At 73.6% G+C, this 26,388-nt stretch carries 27 protein-coding genes; 2 read left to right on the plus strand and 25 right to left on the minus strand.

Annotation, left to right across the window (positions count from 1 at the left end):
- Positions 1 to 18: 18 nt before the first annotated feature.
- The 17 genes from WA788_RS27065 to proS all read right to left on the minus strand — a co-directional run bounded on the left by WA788_RS27065 (position 19) and on the right by proS (position 14,547).
- Positions 19 to 576, minus strand: coding sequence for a TetR/AcrR family transcriptional regulator (locus WA788_RS27065; protein ID WP_335981633.1), 558 nt, complete (start codon positions 574 to 576; stop codon positions 19 to 21).
- A 65-nt stretch (positions 577 to 641) separates the two neighbouring features.
- A complete protein-coding gene (whiG, locus tag WA788_RS27070; RefSeq protein ID WP_335981539.1) occupies positions 642 to 1,481 on the minus strand; it encodes an RNA polymerase sigma factor WhiG in 840 nt (279 codons plus the stop codon).
- A gap of 279 nt (positions 1,482 to 1,760) precedes the next feature.
- Positions 1,761 to 3,053, minus strand: coding sequence for a DNA-processing protein DprA (gene dprA / locus WA788_RS27075; RefSeq protein ID WP_335981542.1), 1,293 nt, complete (start codon positions 3,051 to 3,053; stop codon positions 1,761 to 1,763).
- On the minus strand, positions 3,053 to 4,762 hold the full coding sequence (locus tag WA788_RS27080; RefSeq protein WP_335981545.1) for a YifB family Mg chelatase-like AAA ATPase: 1,710 nt from the start codon (positions 4,760 to 4,762) through the stop codon (positions 3,053 to 3,055). The genes dprA and WA788_RS27080 overlap by 1 nt, the downstream gene beginning before the upstream one ends.
- Complete coding sequence (locus tag WA788_RS27085; protein ID WP_335981548.1) at positions 4,762 to 5,124, minus strand: YraN family protein; 363 nt, start codon at positions 5,122 to 5,124, stop codon at positions 4,762 to 4,764. Before WA788_RS27085 ends, WA788_RS27080 begins: the two co-directional genes overlap by 1 nt.
- Before the next feature lie 78 nt (positions 5,125 to 5,202).
- A complete protein-coding gene (locus WA788_RS27090; protein ID WP_103890395.1) occupies positions 5,203 to 5,529 on the minus strand; it encodes a DUF2469 domain-containing protein in 327 nt (108 codons plus the stop codon).
- Between the two features lie 89 nt (positions 5,530 to 5,618).
- Complete coding sequence (lepB, locus tag WA788_RS27095) at positions 5,619 to 6,359, minus strand: signal peptidase I (RefSeq protein WP_335981554.1); 741 nt, start codon at positions 6,357 to 6,359, stop codon at positions 5,619 to 5,621.
- 52 nt (positions 6,360 to 6,411) lie between these two features.
- Positions 6,412 to 7,308 carry a signal peptidase I gene (gene lepB / locus WA788_RS27100; protein WP_435173679.1) on the minus strand — a complete coding sequence of 299 codons (897 nt, stop codon included), beginning with the start codon at positions 7,306 to 7,308 and terminating at the stop codon, positions 6,412 to 6,414.
- 154 nt (positions 7,309 to 7,462) lie between these two features.
- Positions 7,463 to 8,623 (minus strand): signal peptidase I, encoded by a 1,161-nt coding sequence (gene lepB, locus WA788_RS27105; protein WP_335981557.1) that lies wholly within the window; start codon positions 8,621 to 8,623, stop codon positions 7,463 to 7,465.
- A complete protein-coding gene (lepB, locus tag WA788_RS27110) occupies positions 8,616 to 9,323 on the minus strand; it encodes a signal peptidase I (RefSeq protein WP_335981559.1) in 708 nt (235 codons plus the stop codon). Before lepB (WA788_RS27110) ends, lepB (WA788_RS27105) begins: the two co-directional genes overlap by 8 nt.
- A gap of 45 nt (positions 9,324 to 9,368) precedes the next feature.
- Entirely contained in the window at positions 9,369 to 9,719 is a 351-nt protein-coding gene (rplS, locus tag WA788_RS27115; protein ID WP_335981562.1) for a 50S ribosomal protein L19, read from the minus strand.
- Positions 9,720 to 9,866: 147 nt separating this feature from the next.
- Positions 9,867 to 10,688: a tRNA (guanosine(37)-N1)-methyltransferase TrmD gene (gene trmD, locus WA788_RS27120; RefSeq protein ID WP_335981637.1), complete on the minus strand. Its 822-nt coding sequence runs from the start codon at positions 10,686 to 10,688 to the stop codon at positions 9,867 to 9,869.
- A gap of 1 nt (position 10,689) precedes the next feature.
- Positions 10,690 to 11,262, minus strand: coding sequence for a ribosome maturation factor RimM (rimM, locus tag WA788_RS27125; protein ID WP_335981563.1), 573 nt, complete (start codon positions 11,260 to 11,262; stop codon positions 10,690 to 10,692).
- A gap of 162 nt (positions 11,263 to 11,424) precedes the next feature.
- Complete coding sequence (locus WA788_RS27130; RefSeq protein WP_335981566.1) at positions 11,425 to 11,664, minus strand: RNA-binding protein; 240 nt, start codon at positions 11,662 to 11,664, stop codon at positions 11,425 to 11,427.
- A 2-nt stretch (positions 11,665 to 11,666) separates the two neighbouring features.
- On the minus strand, positions 11,667 to 12,107 hold the full coding sequence (gene rpsP / locus WA788_RS27135; protein ID WP_202236462.1) for a 30S ribosomal protein S16: 441 nt from the start codon (positions 12,105 to 12,107) through the stop codon (positions 11,667 to 11,669).
- A 147-nt stretch (positions 12,108 to 12,254) separates the two neighbouring features.
- Positions 12,255 to 12,845 carry a hypothetical protein gene (locus WA788_RS27140; RefSeq protein ID WP_335981570.1) on the minus strand — a complete coding sequence of 197 codons (591 nt, stop codon included), beginning with the start codon at positions 12,843 to 12,845 and terminating at the stop codon, positions 12,255 to 12,257.
- Positions 12,846 to 13,134: 289 nt separating this feature from the next.
- The gene (proS, locus tag WA788_RS27145) at positions 13,135 to 14,547 is read right to left on the minus strand and encodes a proline--tRNA ligase (protein WP_335981572.1); all 1,413 of its coding nucleotides are present in this window, start codon (positions 14,545 to 14,547) and stop codon (positions 13,135 to 13,137) included.
- 126 nt (positions 14,548 to 14,673) lie between these two features.
- Between proS and WA788_RS27150 the strand changes: the two genes are divergently transcribed.
- Entirely contained in the window at positions 14,674 to 15,201 is a 528-nt protein-coding gene (locus tag WA788_RS27150) for a DUF402 domain-containing protein (RefSeq protein WP_335981574.1), read from the plus strand.
- Between the two features lie 112 nt (positions 15,202 to 15,313).
- Here the strand turns inward: WA788_RS27150 and WA788_RS27155 are convergent, their stop codons facing one another.
- From WA788_RS27155 to nsdA, 6 genes are all read right to left on the minus strand, one after another.
- A complete protein-coding gene (locus WA788_RS27155; protein ID WP_335981576.1) occupies positions 15,314 to 15,865 on the minus strand; it encodes a GNAT family N-acetyltransferase in 552 nt (183 codons plus the stop codon).
- A gap of 116 nt (positions 15,866 to 15,981) precedes the next feature.
- Entirely contained in the window at positions 15,982 to 17,529 is a 1,548-nt protein-coding gene (gene ffh, locus WA788_RS27160; RefSeq protein WP_335981579.1) for a signal recognition particle protein, read from the minus strand.
- A gap of 108 nt (positions 17,530 to 17,637) precedes the next feature.
- Positions 17,638 to 20,070 (minus strand): [protein-PII] uridylyltransferase, encoded by a 2,433-nt coding sequence (locus WA788_RS27165; RefSeq protein ID WP_335981581.1) that lies wholly within the window; start codon positions 20,068 to 20,070, stop codon positions 17,638 to 17,640.
- A gap of 162 nt (positions 20,071 to 20,232) precedes the next feature.
- Positions 20,233 to 20,571, minus strand: coding sequence for a P-II family nitrogen regulator (locus tag WA788_RS27170; RefSeq protein ID WP_328469991.1), 339 nt, complete (start codon positions 20,569 to 20,571; stop codon positions 20,233 to 20,235).
- Complete coding sequence (locus WA788_RS27175; protein WP_335981585.1) at positions 20,568 to 21,896, minus strand: ammonium transporter; 1,329 nt, start codon at positions 21,894 to 21,896, stop codon at positions 20,568 to 20,570. Before WA788_RS27175 ends, WA788_RS27170 begins: the two co-directional genes overlap by 4 nt.
- Before the next feature lie 195 nt (positions 21,897 to 22,091).
- The gene (gene nsdA, locus WA788_RS27180) at positions 22,092 to 23,561 is read right to left on the minus strand and encodes a transcriptional repressor NsdA (RefSeq protein ID WP_435130827.1); all 1,470 of its coding nucleotides are present in this window, start codon (positions 23,559 to 23,561) and stop codon (positions 22,092 to 22,094) included.
- A gap of 191 nt (positions 23,562 to 23,752) precedes the next feature.
- Here nsdA and WA788_RS27185 point away from each other — a divergent pair, with 191 nt between their 5' ends.
- Positions 23,753 to 24,475, plus strand: coding sequence for a bifunctional DNA primase/polymerase (locus WA788_RS27185; protein WP_335981589.1), 723 nt, complete (start codon positions 23,753 to 23,755; stop codon positions 24,473 to 24,475).
- Positions 24,476 to 24,586: 111 nt separating this feature from the next.
- On the opposite strand, the gene ftsY is transcribed toward WA788_RS27185, so the two are convergent.
- Positions 24,587 to 25,795: a signal recognition particle-docking protein FtsY gene (ftsY, locus tag WA788_RS27190; RefSeq protein WP_335981591.1), complete on the minus strand. Its 1,209-nt coding sequence runs from the start codon at positions 25,793 to 25,795 to the stop codon at positions 24,587 to 24,589.
- Between the two features lie 16 nt (positions 25,796 to 25,811).
- Positions 25,812 to 26,387, minus strand: coding sequence for a TetR/AcrR family transcriptional regulator (locus tag WA788_RS27195; protein WP_335981639.1), 576 nt, complete (start codon positions 26,385 to 26,387; stop codon positions 25,812 to 25,814).
- Position 26,388 lies beyond the last annotated feature (1 nt).

Below are 26,388 nucleotides of genomic sequence, written 5' to 3' on the forward strand. Positions count from 1 at the left end.
CAGGGCGCTGTCGGCGGGCTATTCCGCGCTGTCCGCCGACCGGGTGACGCCGTGCAGGGCCATGGCGACGGCGGCCTCGACGATCTCGGTGGGCATCTCCGCCGCGCCCAGCTCGATCCGGCGGACCGCGGCGTCGACCACGCCTTGCAGCAGCATGGCGGTGAGCCGCGGCTCGGGGTGCCCCAGGCACGACAGTGCGGCCACCACCATGGCGACCAGGCCGCCGTGCGCGGCGCGGATCTTCTCCCGGGCGCCGGCGTCCAGCTCGCCGGCCGAGATCGCCACCACCGCGCGGTGCCTGCGGTCGCCGACCAGGGTGAGCTGGCTGCGGACGTACGCCTCGATCTTGTCCGCGGGGGTTTCGGCGGCCTGCATCGCGGCCTCGACCTCGGCGGCCCAGACCGGGAAGTCGACCGCGCACAGCTCCTCGACGACGGCGGCCCGCGAGCGGAAGTACTCGTAGACCGAGGAGCGGGCCAGTCCGGTGCGCTCGGCGAGGGCGGGGAAGGTGAGGGCGTCGGTGCCGCCCTCGGACAGCAGGGTGCGGGCGGCGTCCAGCAGGGCGCGGCGCTGCATGGTCCGGTGCTCGGCCACCGAGGCCGCTCGAATTCTCGGCATTACTCCACTGTAGACAGTCCGGCTCAGCGTGCCTCCATGTCGGCGAGCTTCGCCCGGAGTTGGAGGACGGACTTGGTGTGGATCTGGCTGACCCGGCTCTCGGTGACGCCCAGTACCTGGCCGATCTCGGCGAGTGTGAGCCCCTCGTAGTAGTAGAGGGTAACCACGGTCTTCTCGCGTTCGGGCAGGGTGTTGACCGCGCGGGCGAGCAGGCGGCGCAGCTCGCGGTCCTCGGCGACGTCGGACGGGTTGTCCGCGCCGGTGTCCTCCAAGGTGTCGACCAGGCTGAGCCGGTCGCCGCCGTCGGCCCCGACGTGCAGCAGCTCTTCTAGGGCGACGACGTTGGCGAGCGACAGCGCGCTGAACACGCCGTGCAGCTCCTCCAGGCCCACGCCCATCTCGGCGGCGACCTCGGGTTCGCTGGGGGTGCGGTGCAGCTTCGCCTCGAGCGTGGCATAGGCCCGCTCGACCGCGCGGGCCTTCTGCCGCACGGAGCGCGGAATCCAGTCCAGCGCCCGCAGTTCGTCGATCATGGCGCCGCGGATGCGGGTGATGGCGTAGGTCTCGAACTTGATCGCCCGGTCCGGGTCGAACTTCTCGATGGCGTCGATCAGGCCGAACACCCCGGAGGACACGAAGTCGGCCTGCTCCACGTTGGCGGGCAGCCCGACGCTGACCCGCCCGGCCACGTACTTGACCAGCGGCGAGTAGTGCAGGATCAGCTGCTCCCGCAGCCGCGCGTCCCCCGTGGACTTGTAGGTCCGCCACAGCGCGTCGAGCGAGGTGGGCGCGCCGGGCCGGGGGGTGGCCCGGGCGGTGGCCACGGCCGTCGCCTGTTCGGACCCGGGGGTGTGCTGGGGCATACGTTGTCGTGAGCCGTTCTGCCTTGGCGTGGGCGGGAGATCAAACCTCCGCGAGCGTAGCGTGACCATAGTGTCGCGGATTGCTACGGCATCCGTGTGGGACATGCGCAGATACGTTCCTCTACGGGTGCGGGCGGTCCGTGCGGGGCGCACGGGGGCGCACCGGACAGCGCGGGGGCATCAGGGCAATCATGCGCCGCCGGCCGCGGCCGCACCGTCCGCCCTGCGAACACCGCAGGTCAGCGAGGTTCCGTGTCACCTGATGGGGTGTCGGCCGCGTCAACCTGGCGACGTTTTCAGGCCGTCGCGCCCGGTACGGACCAACCGCCAGCGCCCGCACTCGCGTACGACGAACCCGAGTGCCCGCAACTCGTGGAGCCGGCCGAGCGTGTCGGCCGCCGAGAGGCCGAGCAGGTCGGCGAGGTCCTGCTCCGCCGCGTCGCCGCGGCCGGGCATCGCCTCCAGCACCCGGGCCGCCGCCGGGCGCAGCAGGTCCCGGGGCAGCACCGGGCCCTGCCGGGCCGGGGCGAGGTCGGCGCCGATCTCCCCGACCAGTTCGACTACTTCGGCCGCGTCGGTGACCATCTGCGCGCCGCCGCGCAGCAGTTCGTGCACACCTTCCGACATGCTGCTGGTGCAGGGCCCGGGCACGCCCATGGTGATCCGGCCCAGCTCCGCCGCCCGCCGCGCGGTGATCAGGGAGCCGCTGCGGTAGCGGGCCTCGACGACGACCGTGCCCCTGGTCAGCGCGGCGATGACCCGGTTGCGCAGCACGAACCTGGACCGGGTCGGGTGGTCGCCGGGCGGCAGTTCCCCGACCAGCAGCCCCTGTTCGGCGATCGCGGCGATCAGGTCGCTGTTCCCGGACGGGTAGGCGGTGTCGATGCCGCTGGCCACCACGCCGATGGTGGCGCCGCCGGCCGCCAGCACGGCCCGGTGCACGGCGCCGTCCACGCCGTACGCCGCCCCGGACACCACCGCCCAGCCCGCGCCCGCCAGCCCGGCGCCGAGCCGGACCGCCATGTGCCGGCCGTAGTCCGTGCAGGCGCGGGCGCCGACCACCGCCACCGATCGCAGGGCCCACAGCCGCAGCGACGGCCTGCCGCGCACCCACAGCCCGTAGGGCCGCTGCTCCGCCAGGTCGTCGAGCTGGCCGGGCCAGTCGCCGTCGCCCGGGCACAGGAACCGGCCGCCCGCCCGGTGCGCCGCGGCCAGGTCCGCGACCGGGTCGGCCCGCGCGGCCCGCGCCCGGTATTCCGCGGTCCGCTCCGGGCCGGCCCCGGGCAGCCGCCGCCCGCCGAGCGCCGCGGCCAGCGCCTCCCGCGGACCCGACTCCCGCACCGCCCGGCCCATCACCTTGTCGCCGGGGTCGGCCACCCTCGTCAGCGCGACCCGGGCCAGCCGCTCCGGCCACCCCACCACCGCGTCCGGCCCCGCGGCGCCGGTCGGCCCGCCCCGGGCGTAGACGGCCCGCAGCTGCTCCTCGACCGCGCCGGCGCCGGTTTCCGGCCCGGCCGGAGCAGCCGCGGCGCCCTCCTGCTCCGGGGTCCGGCCCGCCCCCTCCCCGGCCATCACGCCCTGCCCGCCACGGCCGCCGCTCCCCTTTGCACCCCGGTGCGCAACTGGAGTGCCAGCAGCACGTGTTCGGGGGTCGGCCGGTCCGCGCCCGCGAGGTCGGCGACGGTCCACGCCACCCGCAGCACCCGGTCCAGGCCCCGGGCGGTGAGCAGGCCGCGCTCCATGTCCCGCTCGACCGCGCGCAGGGCGCCGGGCGCGACATGCCACCGGGTGCGCAGTTCGTGGCCGGGCACCTCGCTGTTCAGCTTCCAGGGGGTGTCCTGGTAGCGGGCGGCGGCTCTGGCGCGGGCCTCGCGGACCCGCGCTCCCACCACCGCGGTGGACTCCCCGGCCGGGCCCTTACCGCCAGGTCCGATCAGCTCGGCCCGGCCGACCGGCTCGACGTCCACCCGCAGGTCCACCCGGTCCAGCAGCGGCCCGGACAGCCGGGCCTGGTAGCGCCGCACCGCGCTCGGCGAGCAGTCGCAGCCCCCGCCGATCACCGAGTACCGCCCGCAGGGGCAGGGGTTCGCCGCCAGCACCAGCATGAAGCGGGCCGGGAGCCGTATCACCCCCGCGGCCCGGGCCACGACCACATGGCCGGACTCCAGCGGCTGCCGCAGCGCGTCGAGCGACTGGGAGCTGAACTCCGGAGCTTCGTCGAGAAAAAGTACGCCCCGGTGAGCGAGGGAGACCGCGCCGGGGCGCGGCAGTCCGCTGCCGCCGCCGACCAGCGCGGGCATGGTGGCCGAGTGGTGGGGCGCGCAGTAGGGCGGGGTGTCGACCATGGGGCGGCCGAACGGGAGGATGCCGGCCACCGAGTGCACCGCGGTGACCTCCAGCGACTCCTGGCGGGTCAGCGGCGGCAGGATGCCCGGCAGGCGCTCGGCGAGCATGGTCTTGCCCGCGCCCGGCGGCCCGTGCAGGTAGAGGTGGTGGCCGCCGGCCGCGGCGACCTCCAGGGCGAGCCGGGCCGCCCGCTGCCCCGCGACGTCAGCCAGGTCGGGCCGGTGCCGGTCGCTGTCGGGGCCGGCGCCGCCTTCCGTGCCCGGGCCGCCCGTGAAGTCGGTGCTGCCGAACCCGGCGCCGCCGAACCGCGCCCCGCCGAAGACGCCGGCCCCGCTGCCGCCGAGCCCGTCTCCCACCCCCGCGGCCGCGGCCGGCAGCGCCCGCCGGCCCCCCGCGGTGTCCTCGGGCTCCTCGGGCACCACCTCGTCGTTGAGCACCGCGACGAGCTGGCGCAGGCTGCGCACGCCCAGCACCGACACGCCGGGCACGAGCGCCGCCTCCGACGTGGTGCGCTCGGGCACCACCACCTGCCGGTACCCCGCGTCGGCCGCGGCGAGCACCGCCGGCAGCACACCGCGCACCGGGCGGACCCGCCCGTCGAGCCCCAACTCGCCGATCATCATCAGGTCGGCGATGGCGCTCGGCGCGATCCGGCCGCCGGCGGCCAGCACCGAGCACGCCACCGCCAGGTCGAAGCCGGAACCGCCCTTGGGCACCGACGCCGGGCTCAGGCCCACGGTGAGCTTCTTCTGCGGCCAGGTCTCCCCGCTGTTCACGATCGCCGCGCGCACCCGGTCGCGGCTTTCCACCAGGCTCTTGTCCGGCAGCCCGACCAGCGCGAAGGCGGCCACACCCGGCTCCAGGTCGGCCTGGACCTCGACCACCACGCCTTCCACGCCGACCAGCGCGACCGAGCAGGTGCGGGCGAAGCCCATCACGCCACCCCCCGCACGTGCTCGACCCGCGGCGCGCCGCGCGCGGGCAGCACCACGCCGACCAGGTCGATCCGGACGCCGCCGGGCGGCGCCCCGCCGTGCTCGGCGGCCCACCGCTCGGCGAGCGACCGCAGCCTGGCCGCCTTACCGGGCGTGATCCCCGCCATGGGGTGCTGGTGGCCGCCCTCCCGGCGGGTCTTCACCTCGCACACCACCACCGCGTCGCCGTCGGCCGCGACGATGTCGATCTCGCCCCGGCGGCCCCACCGCCAGTTCCGCGCCAGGATGGCCAGCCCGGCGTCCTGCAGGGTCCGGGCGGCCACACCTTCGCCGTACCGCCCCAGCGCACCTCGTGCGTTCATCAGTACCACCTCCGTCACTCACAGTGACAGAAAGCGGCCCACCAAAGATGATCTTGAACGCCGGCCTGTGGAAAACTCTCAGTTGTTGAAGCCGGAGTCGTCCGACGGCAGATCCAGGTCCGCCTTGTTCAGCTCCTCGATGTTCACGTCCTTGAACGTGAGGACCCGGACCTGCTTGACGAAGCGGGCCGGCCGGTACATGTCCCAGACCCACGCGTCGGCCATGGACACCTCGAAGAACACCTCGCCCTGGACCGAGTGCACCTGCATCTCGTAGTCGTTGGTGAGGTAGAAGCGCCGCTCGGTCTCGATCACGTACTTGAACAGGCCGACGACGTCGCGATACTCCCGGTAGAGCTTCAGCTCCATCTCGGTCTCGTATTTTTCGAGGTCCTCGGCGCTCATGGCATGTTCCCCTTCAGCCGTACGTGACCCCATTGTGCGCTACGCGGGGACCGCCGGAGCCGCACACCGCCGTATCACCCGCCGCCGCCTCAGCCCGAGCGCCGCCGCACCAGGCCCGCCAGCGACGGGTACGCGGCCCCGCCGAGGATCAGCACCACCCCGGCCACCACCGCGGCCAGCAGCCAGCGCAGCGGGCCGTAGGCGGACGCGCCGCCGCCGGTCAGGCCGTCGAACGCGGAGGTGCGCGCCACCGACCCGGCCCGGCCCAGCGGCCACGCCGTGGCCTCCACCCGGGCCTTCACGTCGGAGGCAGGCACCGCGCCGCCCTCGGCGTCGTCCAGGTGCAGCCGGGAGTCCTGCGAGACCGCCCGGTTGTCGCCGACCAGGAACAGCTTGCCCGCAGGCACCTTCGTCTCGAACTTCGTCGCCGACGCCTGCCCGGTCGCGTCCAGGTACGTCTCGTCGACCGGCTTGCCGTCGACCATCAGCCGCCCGCGCGCGTCGCAGCAGGAGACCGTGTCACCGCCGACCCCGACGACCCGCTTGACCTCGGGCAGGTCGCCCCACAGCTTGTCCTTGAAGACCACGATGTCGCCGCGGTGCACCTCGCCGCCGGAGACCCGCTCGGCCAGCACCTTGTCCCCGGGCCGGACCGTGGGCTCCATCGAGTTCGTCGGCACCGTGTAGGGCCGGTAGACCACCGCGGCCCACGCGAAGCCGCCCAGGAAGAGGACGCAGCCCAGGGCCACGGCGATCCCGGACAGCCGGTGCCCGGTCCCGCCGCGGCCTTTGGATACCACCTGGCGGCTGCTCGTACGTGTCGCGCTCATGGAGCCGCACCCTATCCGGCGGCACGCGCCCCGGTCAGCCCTCTCAGCCCGCTCAGCCCTGCTCCGCGCCCGCCGCCTCGTGCCGGCGCAGCAGCCGGCGCCGCCGCAGCATCACCAGCGGGACCGCGCCGGCCACCCCGAGCGCGGTCGGGGCGACCGTGCCTGCGGCATTGATGCCCGACTGCGAGAACGTGCCGGGGATGCCCAGCCAGTCCCAGCGGTTGATCGGCCAGGCGACCACGATCGCGCGGCCGACGACCTGCTTGGTCGAGACGGTGCCGTCGGTGTGCTTGCCGTTGATCACCTCGTCCATGTGGTACCGGGAGTCGAGGGAGTCCTGGCGGTGGTCGCCCATCACCCAGATGTGGCCCTTGGGCACATGGACGGTGAACGGCTTGTCCGGGCTGCACGGGGTGTTCCCCGGGTAGACGTACGGCTCGTCGAGCGCCTTGCCGTTGACCATCACCGGGCCCGTGCCCTTGCAGCTGACGGTGTCGCCGCCGACCCCGATCACCCGCTTGATCAGGTCCTTCTCCTCGGCCGACGGCATCAGGCCGATGAAGCTCAGCGTCTTCTGCAAGCCGCGCACCACCGGATTGCTGCTCGGCGGCGGGTTCTCCGGCAGCCAGCCGCCCGGGTCGTGGAAGACGACGACCTCGCCGCGGGTCGGCTCGGAGCCGAACCACGGGGTGAGCTTGTCGACCAGCACCCGGTCGCCCCTGAGCAGGGTGTTGTTCATCGAGTCGGACGGGATCGAGAACGCCTGCACCAGGAACGTCTTGATCAGCAGCGCCAGCACCAGCGCGATGCCGATCAGCAGCGGCAGCTCCTTCCAGAAGGAGCGCGGCTTGCGCGCCGCGGCGGGCGCCGGCTCACCGCCCGAGGGGTCCTCGCCCTCCGGCCCGCCGGGCCCGCCGGGGCCCTCGGGGTCGTAGCGGTGCGCGCCCACGCCGTTCACGTCCTCCGGCCTGGTGCCCGCCACGGGGACATAGCCCGGCTCGTAACCGGGCTGGCCCGCCGCGCCGCCGTCACCGGGAACGCCCGGGTCGTACGCCGGGCCGCCCGGGTCGTAGCCCTGGCCGCCGGGCTGGTGGCCGCCGGGGTCACCGCCGCCCGGGTAGCCGCCGTCGGAGGGCCCGGGGACCCTGCCGACGGACGGGCTGCCGTATGCCGCGCTGCCCGTCGAGTCCGCGGGGACCACGCCGTCGGCCCGTGCGCCGTCCGCAGGGGGCACCGGGCGGCCATCCCCCTTCTCGGGCTCGCCGGAACCGGACCGCGCGCCGACCACCAGGTCCCCCACATCCACTCCTCATTCGATAACGTCGCCCGCGCCGGATTCGGCGCAGGCCCACCATTCCCATAACGAGCGGGAGTTCCGCAGGAGTCGGGAGCGGGTCGGTCCTTTGAGCATTGTTGGCCGAGTTGTCGGTCCCGTCCACCATAGTCCCGGCCGCTGTACGGCCCGGGAACGCCGCGTCGGCCCGCGGCACCGAGCCGAACGTCGCGGGCGCCTTCAGCCGCCGCCAGTGCCCGATCGGCCAGCCGATCACGACCGCCCGCCCGACCACCTGCTGCTCGGAGATGGTGCCGTCGGTGTGCTTGCCGTCGATCACCTCGTCCATGTGGTAGCGCGAGTCGGCGGAGTCCGAGCGGTGGTCGCCCATCACCCACAGCCGGCCCAGCGGTACGTGCACGGTGAACTTGATGGTCGAGGGCGGGTTGCCGGGGTAGAGGTAGGGCTCGTCCAGCGGCTGTCCGTTGACCGTCAGCCGGCCCTGGGCGTCGCAGCACTTCACGGTGTCGCCGCCGACGCCGATCACCCGCTTGATCAGGTCCTGCTCGCCGGAGGCGGGCAGCAGCCCGATGAAGCTGAACGCCTGCTTGACCTGCTTGAGCACCACCGGGTCGGGCTTGGGCGCGGGCTCGCCCTGCAGCCAGCCGCCGGGGTCCTTGAAGACCACCACGTCGCCGCGCTGCGGCTTCGCGCCGAACCACGGGGTGAGCTTGTCGACCAGCACCCGGTCGCCGATCCGGATGGTCTGCTCCATCGACCCGGACGGGATCACGAACGCCTGCACCAGGAAGGTCTTCAGCAGCAGCGCGATGGCCAGCGCCACCAGGATCAGCAGCGGCACCTCGCGGGCGGTGGCGCGGCGCCGTTTGCGCCTGACCTTGCGGGCGAGCTTGCGCCGCTCCACCCGGCTACCGCTGACCGGCACCGCGGGGGGCGCGTCGGTGCCGCGCGGGCGGCCCCGGTTACCCATGCGCACCGGCCGGCGCGGGCACGTGGGAGAAGGTGGCGGGGCGGCGCAGCCGGGTCCAGTGGCCGGGCGGCCAGGCGATCCACTCGGCGCGGCCGATCACCTTGCCGACCGGTACGGTGCCGCCGCCGGGGTCGCCGAGGTGGTCGCGGGAGTCGGCGGAATCGGCGCGGTGGTCGCCCATCACCCACAGCCGGCCCGCGGGCACCACGATGTCGAACGGGTCGCGGGAGGGCGCGTTGCCCGGGCGCAGGTAGCCGGTCTCGTCCAGGGCCCGGCCGTTGACGGTCATCCGGCCCTGGGCGTCGCAGCAGGTGACGCGGTCGCCGCCGACGCCGATCACGCGTTTGACGTAGTCGGTGCCGGCGGTGGTGGTGAAGGAGTCCTTGCCGTCGAACACGATCACGTCCCCCCGCCGGGGCGTGCCGCCGAACCGGTACGCCAACTTGTTGACCAGTACCCGGTCGCCGACCCGCAGTGTGTTCTCCATGGACGAGCTGGGCACTTCGAAGGGCTCCACCACGAAGTGGCTGACCAGCAGCAGCGCGGCGCAGCAGGCGAGCGCGAGCAGCAGCGTGCGGTGCCAGTCCTCCCAGAAGTCGGCGATCCGCTCGCTCACGACGGAACGCGACCGCTCCTCCGGTTCCGCCTGATCGGCGGTGGGGGAACGGTCGCGCTCCGGGGTCACTGCTTCGCTGTCCATCGGGGCGGAAGCTTATCCGGCCCGCCCCAAGGGAAGGTCAAGCGATCAGTTGTCGCGCTTCTCCTTGATCTTCGCGGCCTTGCCGCGCAGCTCACGGAGGTAGTACAGCTTCGCGCGGCGGACGTCGCCGCGGGTGACGACCTCGATCTTCTCGACGATCGGCGTGTGCACCGGGAAGGTGCGCTCGACACCGACGGAGAAGCTGACCTTGCGGACCGTGAAGGTCTCGCTGATCCCCGCACCCTGGCGGCGGATGACGACGCCCTTGAACTGCTGCACACGGGAGCGGTTGCCCTCGATGACGCGCACGTGGACGTTGACGGTGTCGCCGGGGCGGAAGGCCGGCACGTCGGTGCGCAGGCTCGCGCTGTTGACGCTGTCGATCAGGCTGCTCATGGTCGTTCGTCGCTTCCTCGCCGATGCCACAGGTCATCGGCGGCATGCTCGTGTCGGATGTTCATCGGTCCTACGGTGTGGCCGCCTCGCTCCGGGCGGCGGCTGTCCCCCTGTGGCAGGGGCGCTCGCCGGGCAGGCAACAGCGGGTCATTCTTCCACGGCGTCGGGGTTGCGCCCAAATCGGCCGTCGGGGCCGGGCTGCCAGCCCAGGATGCTGAGCATCTCGCGGTCCTTCTTGTCGAAGGCGGCGGGGTCGGCGCGCTCGACCAGGTCGGGCCGGTTGGCGACGGTCCGGCGCAGCGCCTCGTCGCGGCGCCAGCGGGCGACCTTGCCGTGGTGGCCGCTGAGCAGCACCTCGGGGATGCCGCGGCCGCGCCAGGAGGGCGGCTTGGTGTAGACCGGGCCCTCCAGCAGGTCGGCCATGGCGCCGGGGGCGAAGGAGTCGTCGGCGTGCGACTGCGCGTTGCCCAGGACGCCGGGCAGCAGACGGGCGACGGCCTCGGTGACGACCAGGACCGCGGCCTCGCCGCCGGCCAGGACGTAGTCGCCGATGGAGACCTCGCGGACCGGCATCCTGGTGGCGTACTCGGCGGTGACGCGGCTGTCGATGCCCTCGTAGCGGGCCGGGGTGAAGACGAGCCAGGGGCACCGCGACAGCTCCACCGCGGTCTGCTGGGTGAAGGGGCGGCCGCTGGGGGTGGGGACGACCAGGACGGGGTCGTGGGCGCCCTGCTCGTAGCCGTCGGCGAGGGTCTGGTCCAGGGCCTCGCCCCAGGGGCCGGTCATCATCACCATGCCGGGCCCGCCGCCGTACGGGGTGTCGTCCACGGTGTTGTGGCGGTCGTGCGCCCAGCCGCGCAGGTCGTGCACGCGCACGTCGAGCCGGCCGGCCGCGCGGGCCTTGCCGACCAGGGAGACGTCCAGCGGCGCGAGGTACTCGGGGAAGATCGTGACGACGTCGATCCGCATGTCAGGCACCGCCCTCACCCGGAGTACCACCCTCGCCCGGAGTACCGCCCTCGCCCGGCGCGGGAAGCTCGTCCAGCAGCCCGGGCGGCGGGTCGATCACGGCGCGCTGCTCGGCCAGGTCGATCTCCGGCACGATCGCCGAGACGAACGGCACCAGCACCTCGCCGCCCCCGGTGCGCGCCACCACCAGCAGGTCCTGGTACGGCAGGTGCGTGATCTCGGCGATCCGGCCGATCTCGCGGCCGTCGACGGTCACCACGTCCAGGTCGATGAGCTGGTGGTCGTAGAACTCCTCGGGGTCCTCCGGGGTCTCCTCCGGGTCGACCTCGGCGATCAGCAGGGTGCCGCGCAGCGCCTCGGCGCCGTTGCGGTCGGTGACGCCCTCGAAGCGCAGCATCAGGCGGCCGGAGTGCACCCGGCCGGTGGCGATGGTCAGCGGCCCGGTCGCGGCCGGGTCGGTGGCCAGTACGGCGCCGGGTGCGAGCCGCAGCTCCGGCTCGTCGGTGCGCACTTCGACGCTCACCTCGCCCTTGATGCCGTGGGCGCGTCCGATCCGGCCGACTACGAGCTGCACGTCCTGCTCAACTTCCGCTGGGGGAACGGTGGAGGCCGCGGCCGGTGCGGCCGCGGCGGGAAACGCGTCGGGCCGGAGGCGGTATGACCGCCTCCGGCCCGGTGCAACGAAAACCCGGTGTGCCGGCGGGCGCCGGCACCCACGGGGACGTGGCAGGCGCGCTCAGCGCACCTGGTCCACGTCGACGAGGTCGACCCGGACACCGCGGCCGCCGAGGGCGCCGACCACGGTGCGCAGTGCACGCGCGGTACGGCCGTTGCGGCCGATGACCTTGCCGAGGTCGTCGGGGTGGACCCGGACCTCCAGCACACTGCCGCGGCGCAGCGTCCGCATGCCGACCTGTACCTCGTCGGGGTTGTCGACGATGCCCTTCACAAGGTGCTCAAGGGCCTCTTCCAGCACGCTCAGGCCCCGGTGGACTCGGCCGAGGCGGTGGCCTCGGCGTCGTCGGCCTTCTTGTCAGCCTTCTTCGCCTTGGGGGTGATCGCCTCACCCTTCGGCTCGTCGGCGGTGTCCTTGGCCGCGGCCTCGAACAGCGCGCGCTTGTCGGCCTTCGGCTCCGGCTGGAGCAGCGGGGCCGGGGCGGGCTCGCCCTTGAACTTCTGCCAGTCGCCGGTGAGCTTCAGGATGGCGAGCACGGGCTCGGTCGGCTGCGCGCCGACGGAGAGCCAGTGCTGCGCGCGGTCGGAGTCGACCTCGATGCGCGACGGGTTCTGCACCGGGTGGTACAGGCCGATCTCCTCGATGGCCCGGCCGTCACGGCGGGTACGGGAGTCGGCGACGACGATGCGGTAGTGAGGCGCGCGGATCTTGCCCAGGCGCTTCAGCTTGATCTTGACTGCCACGGGAGTGGGTTCTCCTGGAGTTGACGTGTTTGGGCACGCGGACGGCCACGTGGGGTTGTGGAGGTCGTGCGCCCGGCGGACGCGTCAGCCGAAGGAGAGAGGGTTCCTGCACGGCTGTCGAGTTCTCAGCTGAACATTCTGCCACAGTCAGGCGACCCCAACGACCTCCGGGATGCGGAAGGGCTGCCCGCAGGCTCCGCACATGATCGGGGCCTGGGCGAGGACCGAGGGCACCACCCGGACATTCCGCCCGCAGTCGCAGACGGCCTTGACCCGCACGCCGCCGCCCGAGGAGCCGTGCCGGGCGGCAGGTCCGCGGAAGGAGCGGGCGGTGTCGGCGGTGGTGGCCGCGGAGTGCGCCTTCAGCGCGCGCTGGAGCCGCTCGATGGTGGCCCGGTAGCGCTTGCGGGTGTCGGGCCGCATCACCACGAGCGAGAAGCCGCTGCTGGGATGCGGCTCGTCGGCGTGGTCGAGCCCCATCTCGTCGGCGATGGTGAGGAATCTGCGGTTGTGGTAGCGGCCGGCGCGCGAGGTGTCGCGGATGCCGCGGGCCGCGGCGATGCCGTGCACGGCTTCGTGCAGCAGCCTTTCGAAGGAGAGCTCGGTGCCGCAGGCGGACGAGGACTCGCCGATCAGGGACTCGGGCGCGGCCAGATCGGGCAGCTCGGGGTGGTGCCGTTGAATATCGGCCCAGGCGACTGCCAGCTCGGCGGCGAGAACAGGTGGTGTCGTGCTCACGCCGTGACAACGAGCCGGGCGCCCCCGGTGTTCCTATTCCGGGCCAGCCCAATTAATTTGCACTGATCGGTCAGTTCCGGATGTTGCGCATGGATACGCATGACGCGGGGCGGGTGCGGAGGGACCGGAGTAACACCGGTGAACCTGCGCACCCGCCCCAAGCGCGGACGTATGAACATATTCCGTACGCCGACGGTCGGTCAGCGGACGCGGCCGGGAGCGCCGCGGGGAGCCGCCCGCCGGCCCGTAGGCGCCGCCCGACGGCGGCCCCGTGGGCGCGGGACGCGATCTAGTAGGCGCGGGCCGCGATCGCCACGGTGCCCGGGGCGTCGTCCGCGACCGGCACCGAGCCGTCCTCGGCGACCAGGCAGCGCACCGACACACCCTGCTCGGCGAGCTTGGCCTCGCCCTCGGGGCCGAGGTCGGCCCACGGGATGCGGGCCCAGCCGTCGGCCGCGGCCTCGACCGCCTCGCCGACCGACGCCACGTCCACGGTCCGGGCGAGCCGGCGGTCGCGCGACTCCTGGAGCAGCCGCGCCTGGTCCTCCTCCAGCACCTTCGGCAGCACCGAGGTGAGCGCGTCCAGCGCGACCGGCTCCTTGCCCCCGGGGATGCGGCGGGCCAGCATCGCGGTGCAGCCGGCCAGGTCGCGCGGGCCGATCTCGATCCGCACCGGCACGCCCTTGAGCTCCCAGTCGACCGCCCGCCGGCCGAACGGGGTGTCCGTCCGGTCGTCCACGACGACCCGCAGCCCGGCCGCGCGCAGCTGCTCGCCGACCTCGCGCACCTTCGCCACCACGGCCTCGTCGTCCTTGATCGCCAGGACGACGACCTGCACGTGCGCCAGCTTCGGCGGCACCCGCAGCCCGTTGTCGTCGCCGTGCATCATCACCAGCGCGCCGATCATCCGCGTGGTGCTGCCCCAGGACGTCTGCCAGACGTGCTCCTGGGTGCCCTCCTTGGACAGGTAGGAGGTGTTGAACGCCTTCGCGAAGTTCTGCCCCAACTCGTGGCTGGTGCCCAGCTGGAGCGCCTTGCCGTCACCCATCATCCCTTCCAGGGTGAGGGTGTTGATCGCGCCCGCGAACCGCTCCCTGGCGGTCTTGCGGCCCGGCACCACGTCCATCGCCAGGACGTTCTCCATGAAGTCGGCGTAGACGTCGTACTGGATGCGGGAGGCGAACTCGCGGGCGTCGGCCTGGGTGGCGTGGGCGGTGTGCCCCTCCTGCCACAGGAACTCGGTGGTCCGCAGGAACAGCCGCGGCCGCAGCTCCCAGCGCACCACGTTCGCCCACTGGTTGATCAGCAGCGGCAGGTCGCGGTAGCTCTGCACCCACTTCGAGAAGTACTCGTTGATGATCGTCTCGGACGTCGGCCGGACGACGATCGGCTCCTCCAGCTCCTTGCCGCCGCCGTGGGTGACCACCGCCAGCTCCGGCGCGAAGCCCTCCACGTGCTCGGCCTCGCGGGTCAGGTACGACTGCGGGATGAAGAGGGGGAAGTACGCGTTCTGCGCGCCGACCGCCTTGATCCGCGCGTCCATGTCGGCCTGCATCCGCTCCCACAGACCGTAGCCGTACGGCCTGATCACCATGGTGCCGCGCACCGGTCCGTTGTCGGCCAGTTCGGCCTTGTTGATCAGGTCCTGGTACCAGCGCGGGAAGTCGTCCGCCTGGGGGGTGAGAACGGGAGCCTTAGCCATGGGCCGATGGTACGGCCCCGCGCCGCCGCAGCGTGAATCGGTTGCCGCCCGGGCACCCGGCCGCCCGCGGCGCGGCACGGGGGAAAACGGCTGGCCGCCGGGCGCCGGCTCGGCCACAGTGGCCGCATGCCGACTCCGCCCGCCCCGCCGCACACCCAGCCGCCCGCACCGCTGCCCGCCGGCTCCCCCGCCGTCGTCCGCCTGCTGAAGGCCGGCCGGGAGAAGGTCCGCTACGACGCCACCGTGCGCTTCGACGACGGGGTGCGGGTGACCGTCACCGCGCCCTGGTCGCTGCCCGCCGTCCGCGACTTCGGCTTCGTGCGCTTCGCGCCCGGCGACGTGTTCACCGAGCACTACTGGCGCGACCGCTGGTACGCGGTCAAGGAGGTGCGCGACCCGGCCGGCGCCCTGAAGGGCTGGTACTGCGACGTCACGCGCCCGGTCGCCGTCGAGGGCGGCACGCTGCTGTCGGAGGACCTGGACCTCGACCTGTGGGTGTCCGCCGACGGCGCCGACGTGCTGCGGCTGGACGAGGACGAGTTCGCGGCGAGCGGACTGGCCGCCAGGGACCCGGCCGCCGCCGACCGCGCGGTGCGGGCGCTGGACGAGCTGGAGCGGGTGGCCAGGACCGACGGGCTGCCCTCCCTGCTGTGACCCGCGACCCGCGGCCTGTGATACGCGGCCTGTGACCTGTGATCCGCGACCCGCGGCCCTGACCCCTGCACTCCCTGCCCCGTGACCGCCCGCGCCGCGCCGCCGAACGCCGCTACGGCTGCGCGGCGCCCCACTCCTCGGCGGTGAGCGCGAACCGCTCGTGGTCCCGCCAGTCGCCGTTGATGTACAGCATGCGCGGGGAGAAGCCCTCGTGCCGGAAGCCCAGCCGCCGGGCCATCGCCAGCGAACGGTCGTTGTGCGGCTGGACGTTGATCTCCAGCCGGTGCAGCCCCAGCCCGCCCGGCCGGGCGGCGAAGCAGCGGTCGACCACCAGCCGCAGCCCGCGGGTCATCCGCCCGGTGCCCGCGTACGGCAGGTAGCTGTCGTAGCCGAGCGCCGCGTTGCGGAAGCGGCCCAGCACGATGTTGGCGACGTTGCACACGCCGACGATCCCGCCCCCGGCGGCGCCGGACGCGGCAGCCTCGTCCTCGTCCTCGTCGAGGATCAGGAACGTCCGCAGGCCGTCGCCCTGCCGCCGCAGCAGCTCGGGCAGCGCGTCCGGCTCGACCGGGTTCCACGGCCGCAGGTGCGCCGCGGACCGCAGCACGGCGGCGCGGTGTGCCTGGGCGTCCCCCAGCCGGGGCTCGCGGATCGAAATACGCATGATCGCATCATCCCAGCCGACCGCGGCCGCCGCGCGCCGTCCGCACGGGGCCCCGCACCGCGCACAGCGGCGGAGGCCGGCGGTCCGCGACCGCCGACCCCCTTGCTGACGCCGGGTCAGCCCATGAACTTCTTGAACTCGTCCGGCAGTTCGAAGTCCTTGCCGCCGGGCAGCTCCGCCGGGCCCGCGCCGCCGCCCTGCTGCTGCTGTTCGCGGCGCGCCGCGGCCGCGGCCGCCTCGGCCTTGCGCTTCATCGGGTTGCCCGACTGCCGCTTGCCCTTGGCCTGCTTCTGCTGCTTCTTCTGCCGGCCCGGGCCGCCGCCCATGCCCGGCATCCCGGGCATCCCCGGCATGCCGCCGCCCTGCGCCATCCGCGACATCATCTTGCGCGCCTCGAAGAACCGCTCCACCAGGCTCTTGACCGCGCTGACCTCGACCCCCGAGCCCTTGGCGATCCGGGCCCGGCGCGAGCCGTTGATGATGTGCGGGTCGGCCCGCTCGGCGCGCGTCATCGACTTGATGATCGCGGCGGTGCGGTCGACGTCCTTCTCGTCCAGGTTGTTGATCTGGTCCTTGATCTGGCCCATGCCCGGCAGCATGCCGAGCAGCTTGGAGAGCGAGCCCATCTTGCGGACCTGCTCCATCTGCGCCAGGAAGTCGTCGAGCGTGAACTCCTTGGGACCCTTGGCCAGCTTGGCGGCCATCTCCTCGGCCTGCTGCTGGCTGAAGGTCTGCTCGACCTTCTCGATCAGCGACAGGACGTCACCCATGTCCAGAATCCGCGACGCCATGCGGTCGGGGTGGAAGGTGTCGAAGTCGTCGAGCTTCTCGCCGTTGGAGGCGAACATGATCTGCTTGCCGGTGACGTGCGCGATCGACAGGGCGGCGCCGCCGCGGGCGTCGCCGTCGAGCTTGGAGAGCACCACGCCGTCGAACCCGACGCCGTCGCGGAACGCCTCCGCGGTGTTCACCGCGTCCTGGCCGATCATCGCGTCGACCACGAACAGGATCTCGTCGGGGCGGGTGACGTCCCGGATGTCCGCGGCCTGCTGCATCATCTCCTGGTCGACACCGAGCCGGCCGGCGGTGTCGATCACGACGATGTCGTACTGCTGCGTCCTGGCGTACTCGATGGAGTCCCGGGCGACCTGGACCGGGTCGCCCACGCCGTTGCCCGGCTGGGGCGCGTAGACCGCGACACCCGCCTGCTCGGCGACGACGGAGAGCTGGTTGACCGCGTTGGGGCGCTGGAGGTCGCAGGCGACCAGCAGCGGGGTGTGGCCCTCCTTCTTCAGCCAGCGGCCCAGCTTGCCCGCGAGCGTGGTCTTGCCGGCGCCCTGGAGGCCGGCCAGCATGATCACGGTCGGCGGCTGCTTGGCGAACCGCAGCCGCCGGGTCTCCCCGCCCAGGATCGTGACCAACTCGTCGTTGACGATCTTGATGACCTGCTGCGCCGGGTTCAGTGCCTGGGAGACCTCGGCGCCCAGGGCGCGCTGCTTGACGTTGGCGATGAAGGCCCGCACCGCCGGGAGCGCGACGTCGGCTTCCAGCAGCGCGACGCGGATGTCGCGTGCCGTGGCGTCGATGTCCGCCTCGCTCAGGCGGCCCTTGCCCCGGAGGCTCTTGAAGGTATTCGCGAGGCGATCAGACAGAGTGTCGAACACGGTGGTCGCAGGTCCTCAGGGGTCGGGGGCGGAAGACAGTCGCCCTCCAGGGTATCCGGCCCGCGCGCCGAGCCGGATGCCCCGGGCGGAACCCGCCGGAATCGGCCGTCAGCGCAGGGCGGCCTCGACCTGGCGGGCCACTTCCGCGGCGCGGGCCGCGGGCAGCGGGTCGCCGTCCTTGCCGACGAGGTAGAAGGCGTCGACCGCGTTGGCGCCCAGGGTGGAGATGCGTGCGGAGCGCACGGTGACGGCGGTCGCGGCCAGCGCCAGGCCGATCCGGTGCAGCAGGCCCGGGGCGTCATGGGCGCGGACTTCCAGCACGGTGGCGGTCTGCGAGGTGTGCCCCGGGGCGACGGTGGCCCGGGCCGGCGGCGGCACCACCCCGCGGCGGCGCGGGTAGGCGGCCTCCCGCTCGGCCAGCCGCGCCTCGATGTCCAGGGAGCCGTCGAAGGCGCGGGCGAGGTCGGCGCGCAGCCGGGCGGCCTCGGGCAGCGCCCCGTACTCCGCGGAGACCCGCCAGCTCAGCAGGGCCACCGGCCCCTCCCCCACCGGGTCGACCGCGCGCAGGTCGGCGGCGCGCACGGTGAGCCGGTGCAGGGCCAGCACCCCGGCGGCGTGGGCGAGCAGGCCCGGCCGGTCGTGTACGGCCAGCAGCAGTTCGACGCCGAGCGCCTCGTCCTGGGCGTCGCCTTCCGGTTCCGGCTCGGCCTTGGCGTGCAGGGCCAGTACGGGGCCGCCGGTGCGGGCCGCCTCGATGGCTAGGCGCTCCTCCTCGGCGGTGGGCTCGCGGTCGGCGCTGTCGGGCAGGTCGCCGGTGTCCAGGGCGCCGGCGACGCGTTCGACCAGGTCGGCCAGGAGGGAGGCGCGCCAGGTGCTCCAGGCGGCGGGCCCGGTGGCCAGCGCGTCGGCCTCGGTGAGGGCGGCGAGCAGTTCCAGGGTGGAGGTGTCGCGGACGGTCTCGGCGACCGTGCGGACGGTCTCGGGGTCGTCCAGGTCGCGGCGGGTGGCGGTGTCGATGAGCAGCAGGTGGTGGCGGACCAGCAGGGCGAGGGTGTCGGCGTCGGCCGAGCCGAAGCCGATCCGGGCGGCGACGTCGCGGGCGATCACCTCGCCGGCCTCGCTGTGGTCGCCCGGCCAGCCCTTGCCGATGTCGTGCAGCAGGGCCGCGGTGAGCAGCAGGTCGGGGCGCCCGACCCGGCGGGTGAGGCCGGACGCCTGGACGGCCGCCTCGACCAGGTGCCGGTCGACGGTGAAGCGGTGCACGGCGTTGCGCTGCGGGCGGCAGCGCACCCGCTCCCAGTCGGGGAGGAGCCGGGTGATCAGGCCCTCGGCCTCCAGGGCCTCCCAGACCGGCACGGCGGACTCGCCGGCGCCCAGCAGGGTGAGCAGCTGCTCGCGGGCCTCGGCCGGCCACGGCACGGGCAGCGGCCGGGCGGTGGCCGCCAGGCGCCGGACGGCGTGCAGGGACAGCGGCAGGCCGGCCTGGGCGGCGGCGGCCGCGGCGCGCAGCGGCAGCACGGGGTCGCGTTCGGGTTTGGCGGCCAGCGCGAGCACCGCCTCGCCCTCCTGCTCCACGACGCCCTCGGCGAGCGGGACGCGTTCGGCGGCCGCCTGGGGGCTGGGGGCTCGGCCGCGGCCGAGCAGGCCGCGGCGGCGCGGGCGGGACGCGCGGGCGCGCAGCACCCGGGCGACCTCGCGCCAGGTGACGTCGGAGGCGTAGGCGATCCGGCGGGCGGCCTCGTAGACCTGGCGGAGCAGGGCGTCGGCGTCGGGCAGGTCGAGGGCGTCGGCGACCTGGTCCTGCTCCTGGAGTGCGAGCCGGTCGGTGGCGCGGCCGGTGGCCAGGTGGAGGGCGTCGCGGGTGTCGAGCAGCCTGCTGCGGGCTTCTTCGAGGCCCTCGCGGGGGGCGTCGGCGAGCCAGGAGGCGGCGACGGCGCGCAGCGCGGTGGCGTCGCGCAGGCCGCCGCGGGACTCCTTGAGGTCGGGTTCGAGCAGGTAGGACAGCTCGCCCTGGCGTTCGGCGCGCTCGGCGCACATCTCGTGCAGGGCGGGGAGCCGTTTCGGGGCCTGGTTGCGCCAGTCGGCGAGGACGGTGCTGCGCAGGCCGGCGGTGAGGGCGGTGTCCCCGGCGATGTGCCGGGCGTCCAGCAGGCCGAGGTGGACCTTCAGGTCGTCCGCGGCGGTGCCGCGGGCCTCCGCCGGGGTGCGTACGGAGTGGTCGAGGGCGAGGCCGAGGTCCCACACCGGGTACCAGAGGCGGTCGGCGAGGGCGGCGGCGGAGCGTGGGGAGTCGTGCAGGAGCAGCAGGTCGAGGTCGCTGCGGGGGGACAGCTCGCCGCGGCCGTAGCCGCCGACGGCGACCAGCGCCCAGTCGGTGGCGCCGGTCTCGCGGGCGGCGTCGGTGGCCAGCGCGGCCAGCCACTGGTCGGTGAGGGTGGCGAGGGCGGCGCGGCGCGGCGGCCCGGACGGCCCCTCCTCGGTGAGGAGGCGCAGCCGGGCCGCCGCATAGCCGTGGCCTTCCGCTTCGACGCTGTCGGTCACTCGTGCTCCGCTGTGTCGTGGTCGGGCCGCGGCGCGAGGTGGCCGGGGCCTGCGGCCCGGGGTGCGGTCGGCGGCCGGCTGCCTGGCGCAGCCTGTCCCGCCCGGGGGGCCGGGCGCCGGGGAGCGCCGTGCCCGCCCGCCGCCGGTCGCACCCGCGGGTCGTCAGAGCGCGTCGGGGCCGCGCTCGCCGGTGCGGACCCGGACGGCCGTGTCGACCGGCAGGCTCCACACCTTCCCGTCTCCGATCTTGCCCGTCCTGGCCGCCTTGACGACGACCTCGATGAGCTGTTCGGCGTCGGCGTCCTCGACGAGGACCTCGATCCGGATCTTCGGCACGAGGTCGACGGTGTACTCCGCGCCCCGGTAGACCTCGGTGTGGCCGCGCTGGCGGCCGTAGCCGCTGGCCTCGGTGACGGTCAGGCCCTGCACGCCGAACGCCTGGAGGGCTTCCTTGATCTCGTCGAGCCGGTGCGGCTTCACGACGGCGGTGATGAGTTTCACGCGTCCACCTTCTTGGTCGCGGCGGCCTGGGTGCCCGCGGGGGCCGCGTGCGAGACGCTGCCGACGCCGGTGAAGTCGTAGGCGGTCTCGGCGTGCTCGGCCTGGTCGATGCCGCTGATCTCGACGTCCTCGGCGACCCGGAAGCCCATCGCCATGTCGATCAGCTTGGCGAGGATCGCGGAGCAGACCAGGGAGTAGCCCAGGACCGCGAAGACCCCGATGGCCTGGATGCCGAACTGGTGCCAGCCGCCGCCGTAGAAGACGCCCTTGACGTCCTGGCCGACGCCGCCGGTGGCCAGCAGGCCGATCAGCAGGGAGCCGACGATGCCGCCGACCATGTGGACGCCGACGACGTCGAGGGAGTCGTCGTAGTTGAAACGGTACTTCAGGCCGACCGCGGCGGCGCAGATGACGCCGGCGATGACGCCGACCGCGATCGCGCCGAGCGGGCTGACCGAGGCGCAGGAGGGGGTGATCGCGACCAGGCCGGCGACGGCGCCGGAGGCGGCGCCCAGGGTGGTGAAGGAGCCGTGGCGCAGCCGCTCGTAGGCCAGCCAGCCGATCATGGCGGCGGCGGTGGCGATCTGGGTGTTGATGAAGACGGTGGAGGCGACGCCGTCGGAGGTGATCTCCGAGCCGGCGTTGAAGCCGAACCAGCCGAACCACAGCAGGCCGGCGCCGAGCATCACCCAGGGCATGCTGTGCGGGCGCATCGGGTCGCGCTTGAAGCCGACCCGCTTGCCGATGACGAGGATCACGCCGAGGGCGGCCGCACCGGCGTTGATGTGCACCGCGGTGCCGCCGGCGAAGTCGATGACGCCCTTCTTGCCGAGCCAGCCGCCGCCCCACACCCAGTGCGCGACCGGGAAGTACACCACGGTCGCCCAGACGGCGATGAACAGCGACCAGGCGGTGAACTTCACCCGGTCGGCCAGGGCGCCGCTTATCAGGGCCGGGGTGATGACGGCGAACATCAGCTGGAACGCGGCGAACGCGAAGACCGGGGTGCCGGTGGCGCCCCACAGGTCGTCCGGTGCGATGTCGCGCAGGCCGAGCCAGCCGGTGCCGCCGAGGAATCCGCCGTGGTCGCCGTCGAACGCGAAACTGAATCCGTATCCGGTCCACAGCAGGGTGATGATCCCGAGGCTGATGAAACTCATCATCAGCATGTTCAGGGCACTCTTCACGCGGACCATTCCGCCGTAGAAGAACGCCAGCCCCGGGGTCATCAGCATCACGAGCGCGGAGCTCAGGAGCAGGAATGCGGTATTGCCGGTGTCGAGCTTGGGCGCGTCCGCGGCCAGTGTGATGATGGCTGGTGCCATCGGCGTCTCCTCGTCATCCGAACGGCCCGTGCGGGCGGTGCAGGGGTGGGCCGGTATGGGCCTAGAGGTTGGCCGAGGCGGGTTTCACCCGATGCCATAGGATGTTTCACCGCAGTGACGAAGAAGTCACCCGTGTTACGCGGAGATGAACCATCCGGGTGTTCGGTGAAGGATGTATACGGGTGGGGAAGCAGATTACGCGGACTCGGCGACTTCCGGGAGTTCCTCGGAAAGCCGCTCGGCGAGCTGAGCCACTTCGGGCACGTCGCCGAAGTCGCGGACGGCGGCATGGGTGGTCTTGCGGATACGGGTGTTCACGCGCTCGGAGCGGACCCGCTTGGCGACGGCGATGGCCTGGTCGGTGTAGTGCGCGGCCTGCTCGGGGTCGCGCATCAGCAGCTGCACGGTGCCCATGCCGACCAGGTTCAGCGCGTAGGCGCGCTGGTGGACGGGGTCGGTGCGGAAGCCCTCGACGGCCTGGCGCATCTCGGGCTGGGCGAGGGAGGCGTACGTCGGGCTGCGGCCGGCGACGTAGGCGAGGTCGCGGTAGGAGTGCGCGTTCTCCGCGTGCAGTTCGGCCTCGGTGAAGAAGCTGATCCAGGCGGGCTCCTCGCCGGGGCGGGCGTCGGTGAAGGTGTCCTCGGCCATCCGGACCGCGCGGTGGCACTTGTTGACCTGGCCCATGTTGGCGTAGGCGCGGGCCTCCAGCGCGTAGAGCATCGACTGGGTGGCGGCGCCGGCCGAGTCGCGGCTGCCGTACTGCGCGAGGTGGATGAGTTCCAGGGCGTCGTCGGGGCGCTCCAGATGGATCATCTGGCGGCTCATCGAGGACAGCACGAACGCGCCGAGCGGGCGGTCGCCGGCCTCCTTGGCCGCGTGGAGCGCGAGCACCAGGTACTTCTGGGCGATCGGTTGCAGCCCCACGTCGTAGCTCATCCAGCCGGCGAGGGCGGCCAGGTCGGCGGTGACGCGGTAGAGCCGGCGGGTGACGGGCTCGGGGTGCGGTTCCTGGAGGAGGTCGGTCACTTCGTGCAGCTGGCCGACGACGGCCTTGCGGCGCAGTCCGCCGCCGCACTGGCTGTCCCAGTCGCGGAACATCGCCGCGGTGGACTCCAGGAGTTGCAGCTCCTGCTCGGACAGCCGGGCCACCCGGCCGCCGCTCAGGCCCGCGGCCGCTGCGGGCGGGCGGGGCGCGGTGGAGGCCGGTACCAGCCAGCGCTGCATGGATTCGAGCAGGGCGGGTCCCGCGGACAGTGCGAGGGAGGCGCCGAGGAAGCCGCGGCGGCCGAGCATGAGGTCGCTGCGGGAGAACTCGTTGATCAGCTGGACGGTCTGCGGGCCGGCCCAGGGCAGGTCGATGTCGCCGCCGGAGGGCGGCTGCTGGGCCGAGCGCAGCCCGAGGTCCTCGACGGGGACGACGCAACCGAAGCGTTCGGAGAACAGCTCGGACAGGATGCGCGGGATGGGTTCGCGGGGCTGCTCGCCGTCCAGCCACCGGCGAACCCTTGACGTGTCGGTGCTGACGTGGTGGGCGCCCAACTGCCGTGCCCTGCGGTTGACTTGGCGCGCCAGCTCACCCTTGGACCAGCCGCTGCGCACGAACCACGAGGTCAACTGCGCGTTGGGCTGCTTGTCCGCTGTCCCGGTCACCGGCCGCGCCCCCATCCCGCTTCTGCTTCATACGTAACGTATCCCCCGGCCATATGCCGCGGGACCGCAATTGCGGAAACGCCACCATTCGCCACCCCATCGGATGAACTCCGGGGCGTCTGCGAGCGATTCACTTGACACATGCCGCCGGGACCGCCGCCTTGCGCGTGCGTAACCAACGGCCGACGCGATCCGTTGGAGGGGTCATGGTGTTCACGATCGGCAGCATGCGCGAGACGCGGGAGCAGCGGGCCGTCGTGCGGCACGCCGCACGGGCGGCGGCGCTCCCCGGCGGGTGGAGTGCCGTACGCCGCAGGGCTCGTGCGGCGGTGTGCGGCACCGTCGCCGAGTACACCGGGCTGTGCGGCTGGGCGGTGGCGCCGGGGGCGCGGGCGGGGCGCGGCGGCGAGGTGTGCTCCTGCGGGGACGTGCGGTGCAAGGAGCCGGGCGCGCACCCGCTGGACCCGATGGCCGAGGTCCCGGCCGGGGCGGGGCTCCAGGCGGCCGAGCGGATGTGGCAGCGGATGCCGGGCGCCTCGGTGCTGCTGCCGGTCGGGCGGACCTTCGACATCCTCGACGTGGCCGAACTGCCGGGCCGCCGGGCGCTGGTGCGGCTGGAGCGGATGGGGCTGCACCTGGGGCCGGTGCTGCTGACGCCCACCGGGCGGGCGCGGTTCTTCGTGGCGCCGGGCGCGGCGGCCGAACTGCCGCAGCTGCTGTACCGGATGGGCTGGGACGACGCGCGGCTGGACCTGCGCTGTCTGGGCCCGGGCGACCATGTGGTGGCTCCCCCGTCGGACTTCGGCGGGCTGGGGCCGGTGCGGTGGCTGCGCGAGCCGCGGCTGGACTCGCTGCCGCAGCCGCCGGAGGCCCGCCTCGTGCTGGGCACGCTGGCGTACGTGGCGCACCGCACGCGGGACTGCGGGTAGCCGCGATCGGCCGCGTACGCGGCAGCCGCCCGTCATGTGTAAGGGGCGCCCCTCTCAAGGGGCGCCCCTTACGCGTGCGCCGGGTGGGGTTCCGGCGTCACCATGGCTCGGCTACTCGCCGATCAGCGCGTCGACGAACGCCTCCGGCTCGAAGGGCGCGAGGTCGTCGGCGCCCTCGCCGAGCCCGATGAGCTTGACCGGGACGCCCAGTTCGCGCTGGACCGCGACCACGATGCCGCCCTTGGCGGTGCCGTCGAGCTTGGTGAGCACGATGCCGGTGATGTCCACCACCTCGGCGAAGACACGGGCCTGCACCAGGCCGTTCTGCCCGGTGGTGGCGTCGAGCACGAGCAGCACCTCGTCGACCGGGCCGTGCTTCTCGACCACGCGCTTGACCTTGCCCAGCTCGTCCATCAGGCCGGTCTTGGTGTGCAGCCGCCCGGCGGTGTCGATCAGGACGGTGTCGGCGCTCTCGGCGATGCCCTCCTTGACCGCGTCGAAGGCGACCGACGCGGGGTCGCCGCCCTCGGGGCCGCGGACGGTGCGGGCACCGACGCGCTCGCCCCAGGTCTGGAGCTGGTCGGCGGCCGCGGCCCGGAAGGTGTCGGCCGCGCCCAGCACCACGCTGCGGCCGTCGGCGACCAGCACCCGGGCGAGCTTGCCGGTGGTGGTGGTCTTGCCGGTGCCGTTGACGCCGACGACCAGCACGACGGCCGGGGACTCCTCGTGGCTGTCGGTGTGCAGGGTGCGGTCCAGGGACGGGTCGACCAGCGCGACCAGCTCCTCGCGCAGCAGGGTGCGCAGTTCCTCGGGGGTGCGGGTGCCCAGCACGCGCACCCGGGTGCGCAGCCGCTCGACGAGTTCCTGGGTCGGGGTCACGCCGACGTCGGCGGTGATGAGGGTGTCCTCGACCTCCTCCCAGGTGTCGTCGTCCAGCCGCTCCCGCGACAGCAGGGTGAGCAGGCCCTTGCCGAGCGAGTTCTGCGAGCGGGACAGGCGCGAGCGCAGCCGTACCAGCCGGCCCGCGGTCGGCTCGGGCCGCTCGATGACGACCTCTTCGGGGAGCTGCACCTCCTCGGGGGCCTCGGGCGCGGCGGTCGCGCCGGGGAGCGGGACCTCCTCGATGGTCCGGCGGGGCTCCTCCCGCGGGGGCGCGGCCTCATCCCCGACGTGCGGTTCGGCGGGAGGCTTGGTGATCGTCGGGGTGCTCGGGGGGGACGGCGGCAGCTGCTTCTTCTTGCGGCGGCTGCCGACCACCAGCCCGCCGGCCCCGAGGACCACGACCAGGGCAATGACGACGACAAGGATGACGGTTTCCATAGCCCCCCCAGTATCCCTACTCCCGGGTCGCCGCCGTCCCAACCGGCGCGACCCGCGCCGTGGCGGCCCGCAGTCCCTGGTCGGCGAAGGCGATCAGCCACTCGAAGCTCTCGTCGATGTCGGCGCTCCACTGGAAGCCGCCGGCCGCCTGGAGGGTGGCGAAGCCGTGGCAGAGGCTGCGCAGGGTGCGCAGCGCGTGGTCCACGTCCTCGGGCGCGACCGCGTAGCCGCGCAGCACCGCCATGAAGGAGTCGAGCAGCCGCCGCCCCTCGGCGGCCAGCGGGTCGTCCGGGCCGGCGGGTTCCACGCCGACGGTCGCGGCGTACCGACCGGGGTGCGCCACGACGAACGCGCGGAAGGCGCGTGCCGCGGCGGCCAGCGCGTCGCGGCCCGCGTACCCCGAAGCCGCGCTCCCGACGGCGTCCGCGGCCTGGGCCAGCGCCAGGACCGCGATCCGGCGGTTGAGGTCGTCCTGCCCGGCGACGTGCTTGTACAGCGAGGGGGTGCGCACGCCGAGCCGTTCGGCGAGCGAGCCCATGGTCAGCCGGGCCAGGCCCACCTCGTCGGCGAGGTCGGCGCCGGCGGCGACCACG

This window comes from Streptomyces sp. CA2R106 (genome assembly GCF_037034245.1).
GTDB lineage: Bacteria > Actinomycetota > Actinomycetes > Streptomycetales > Streptomycetaceae > Actinacidiphila.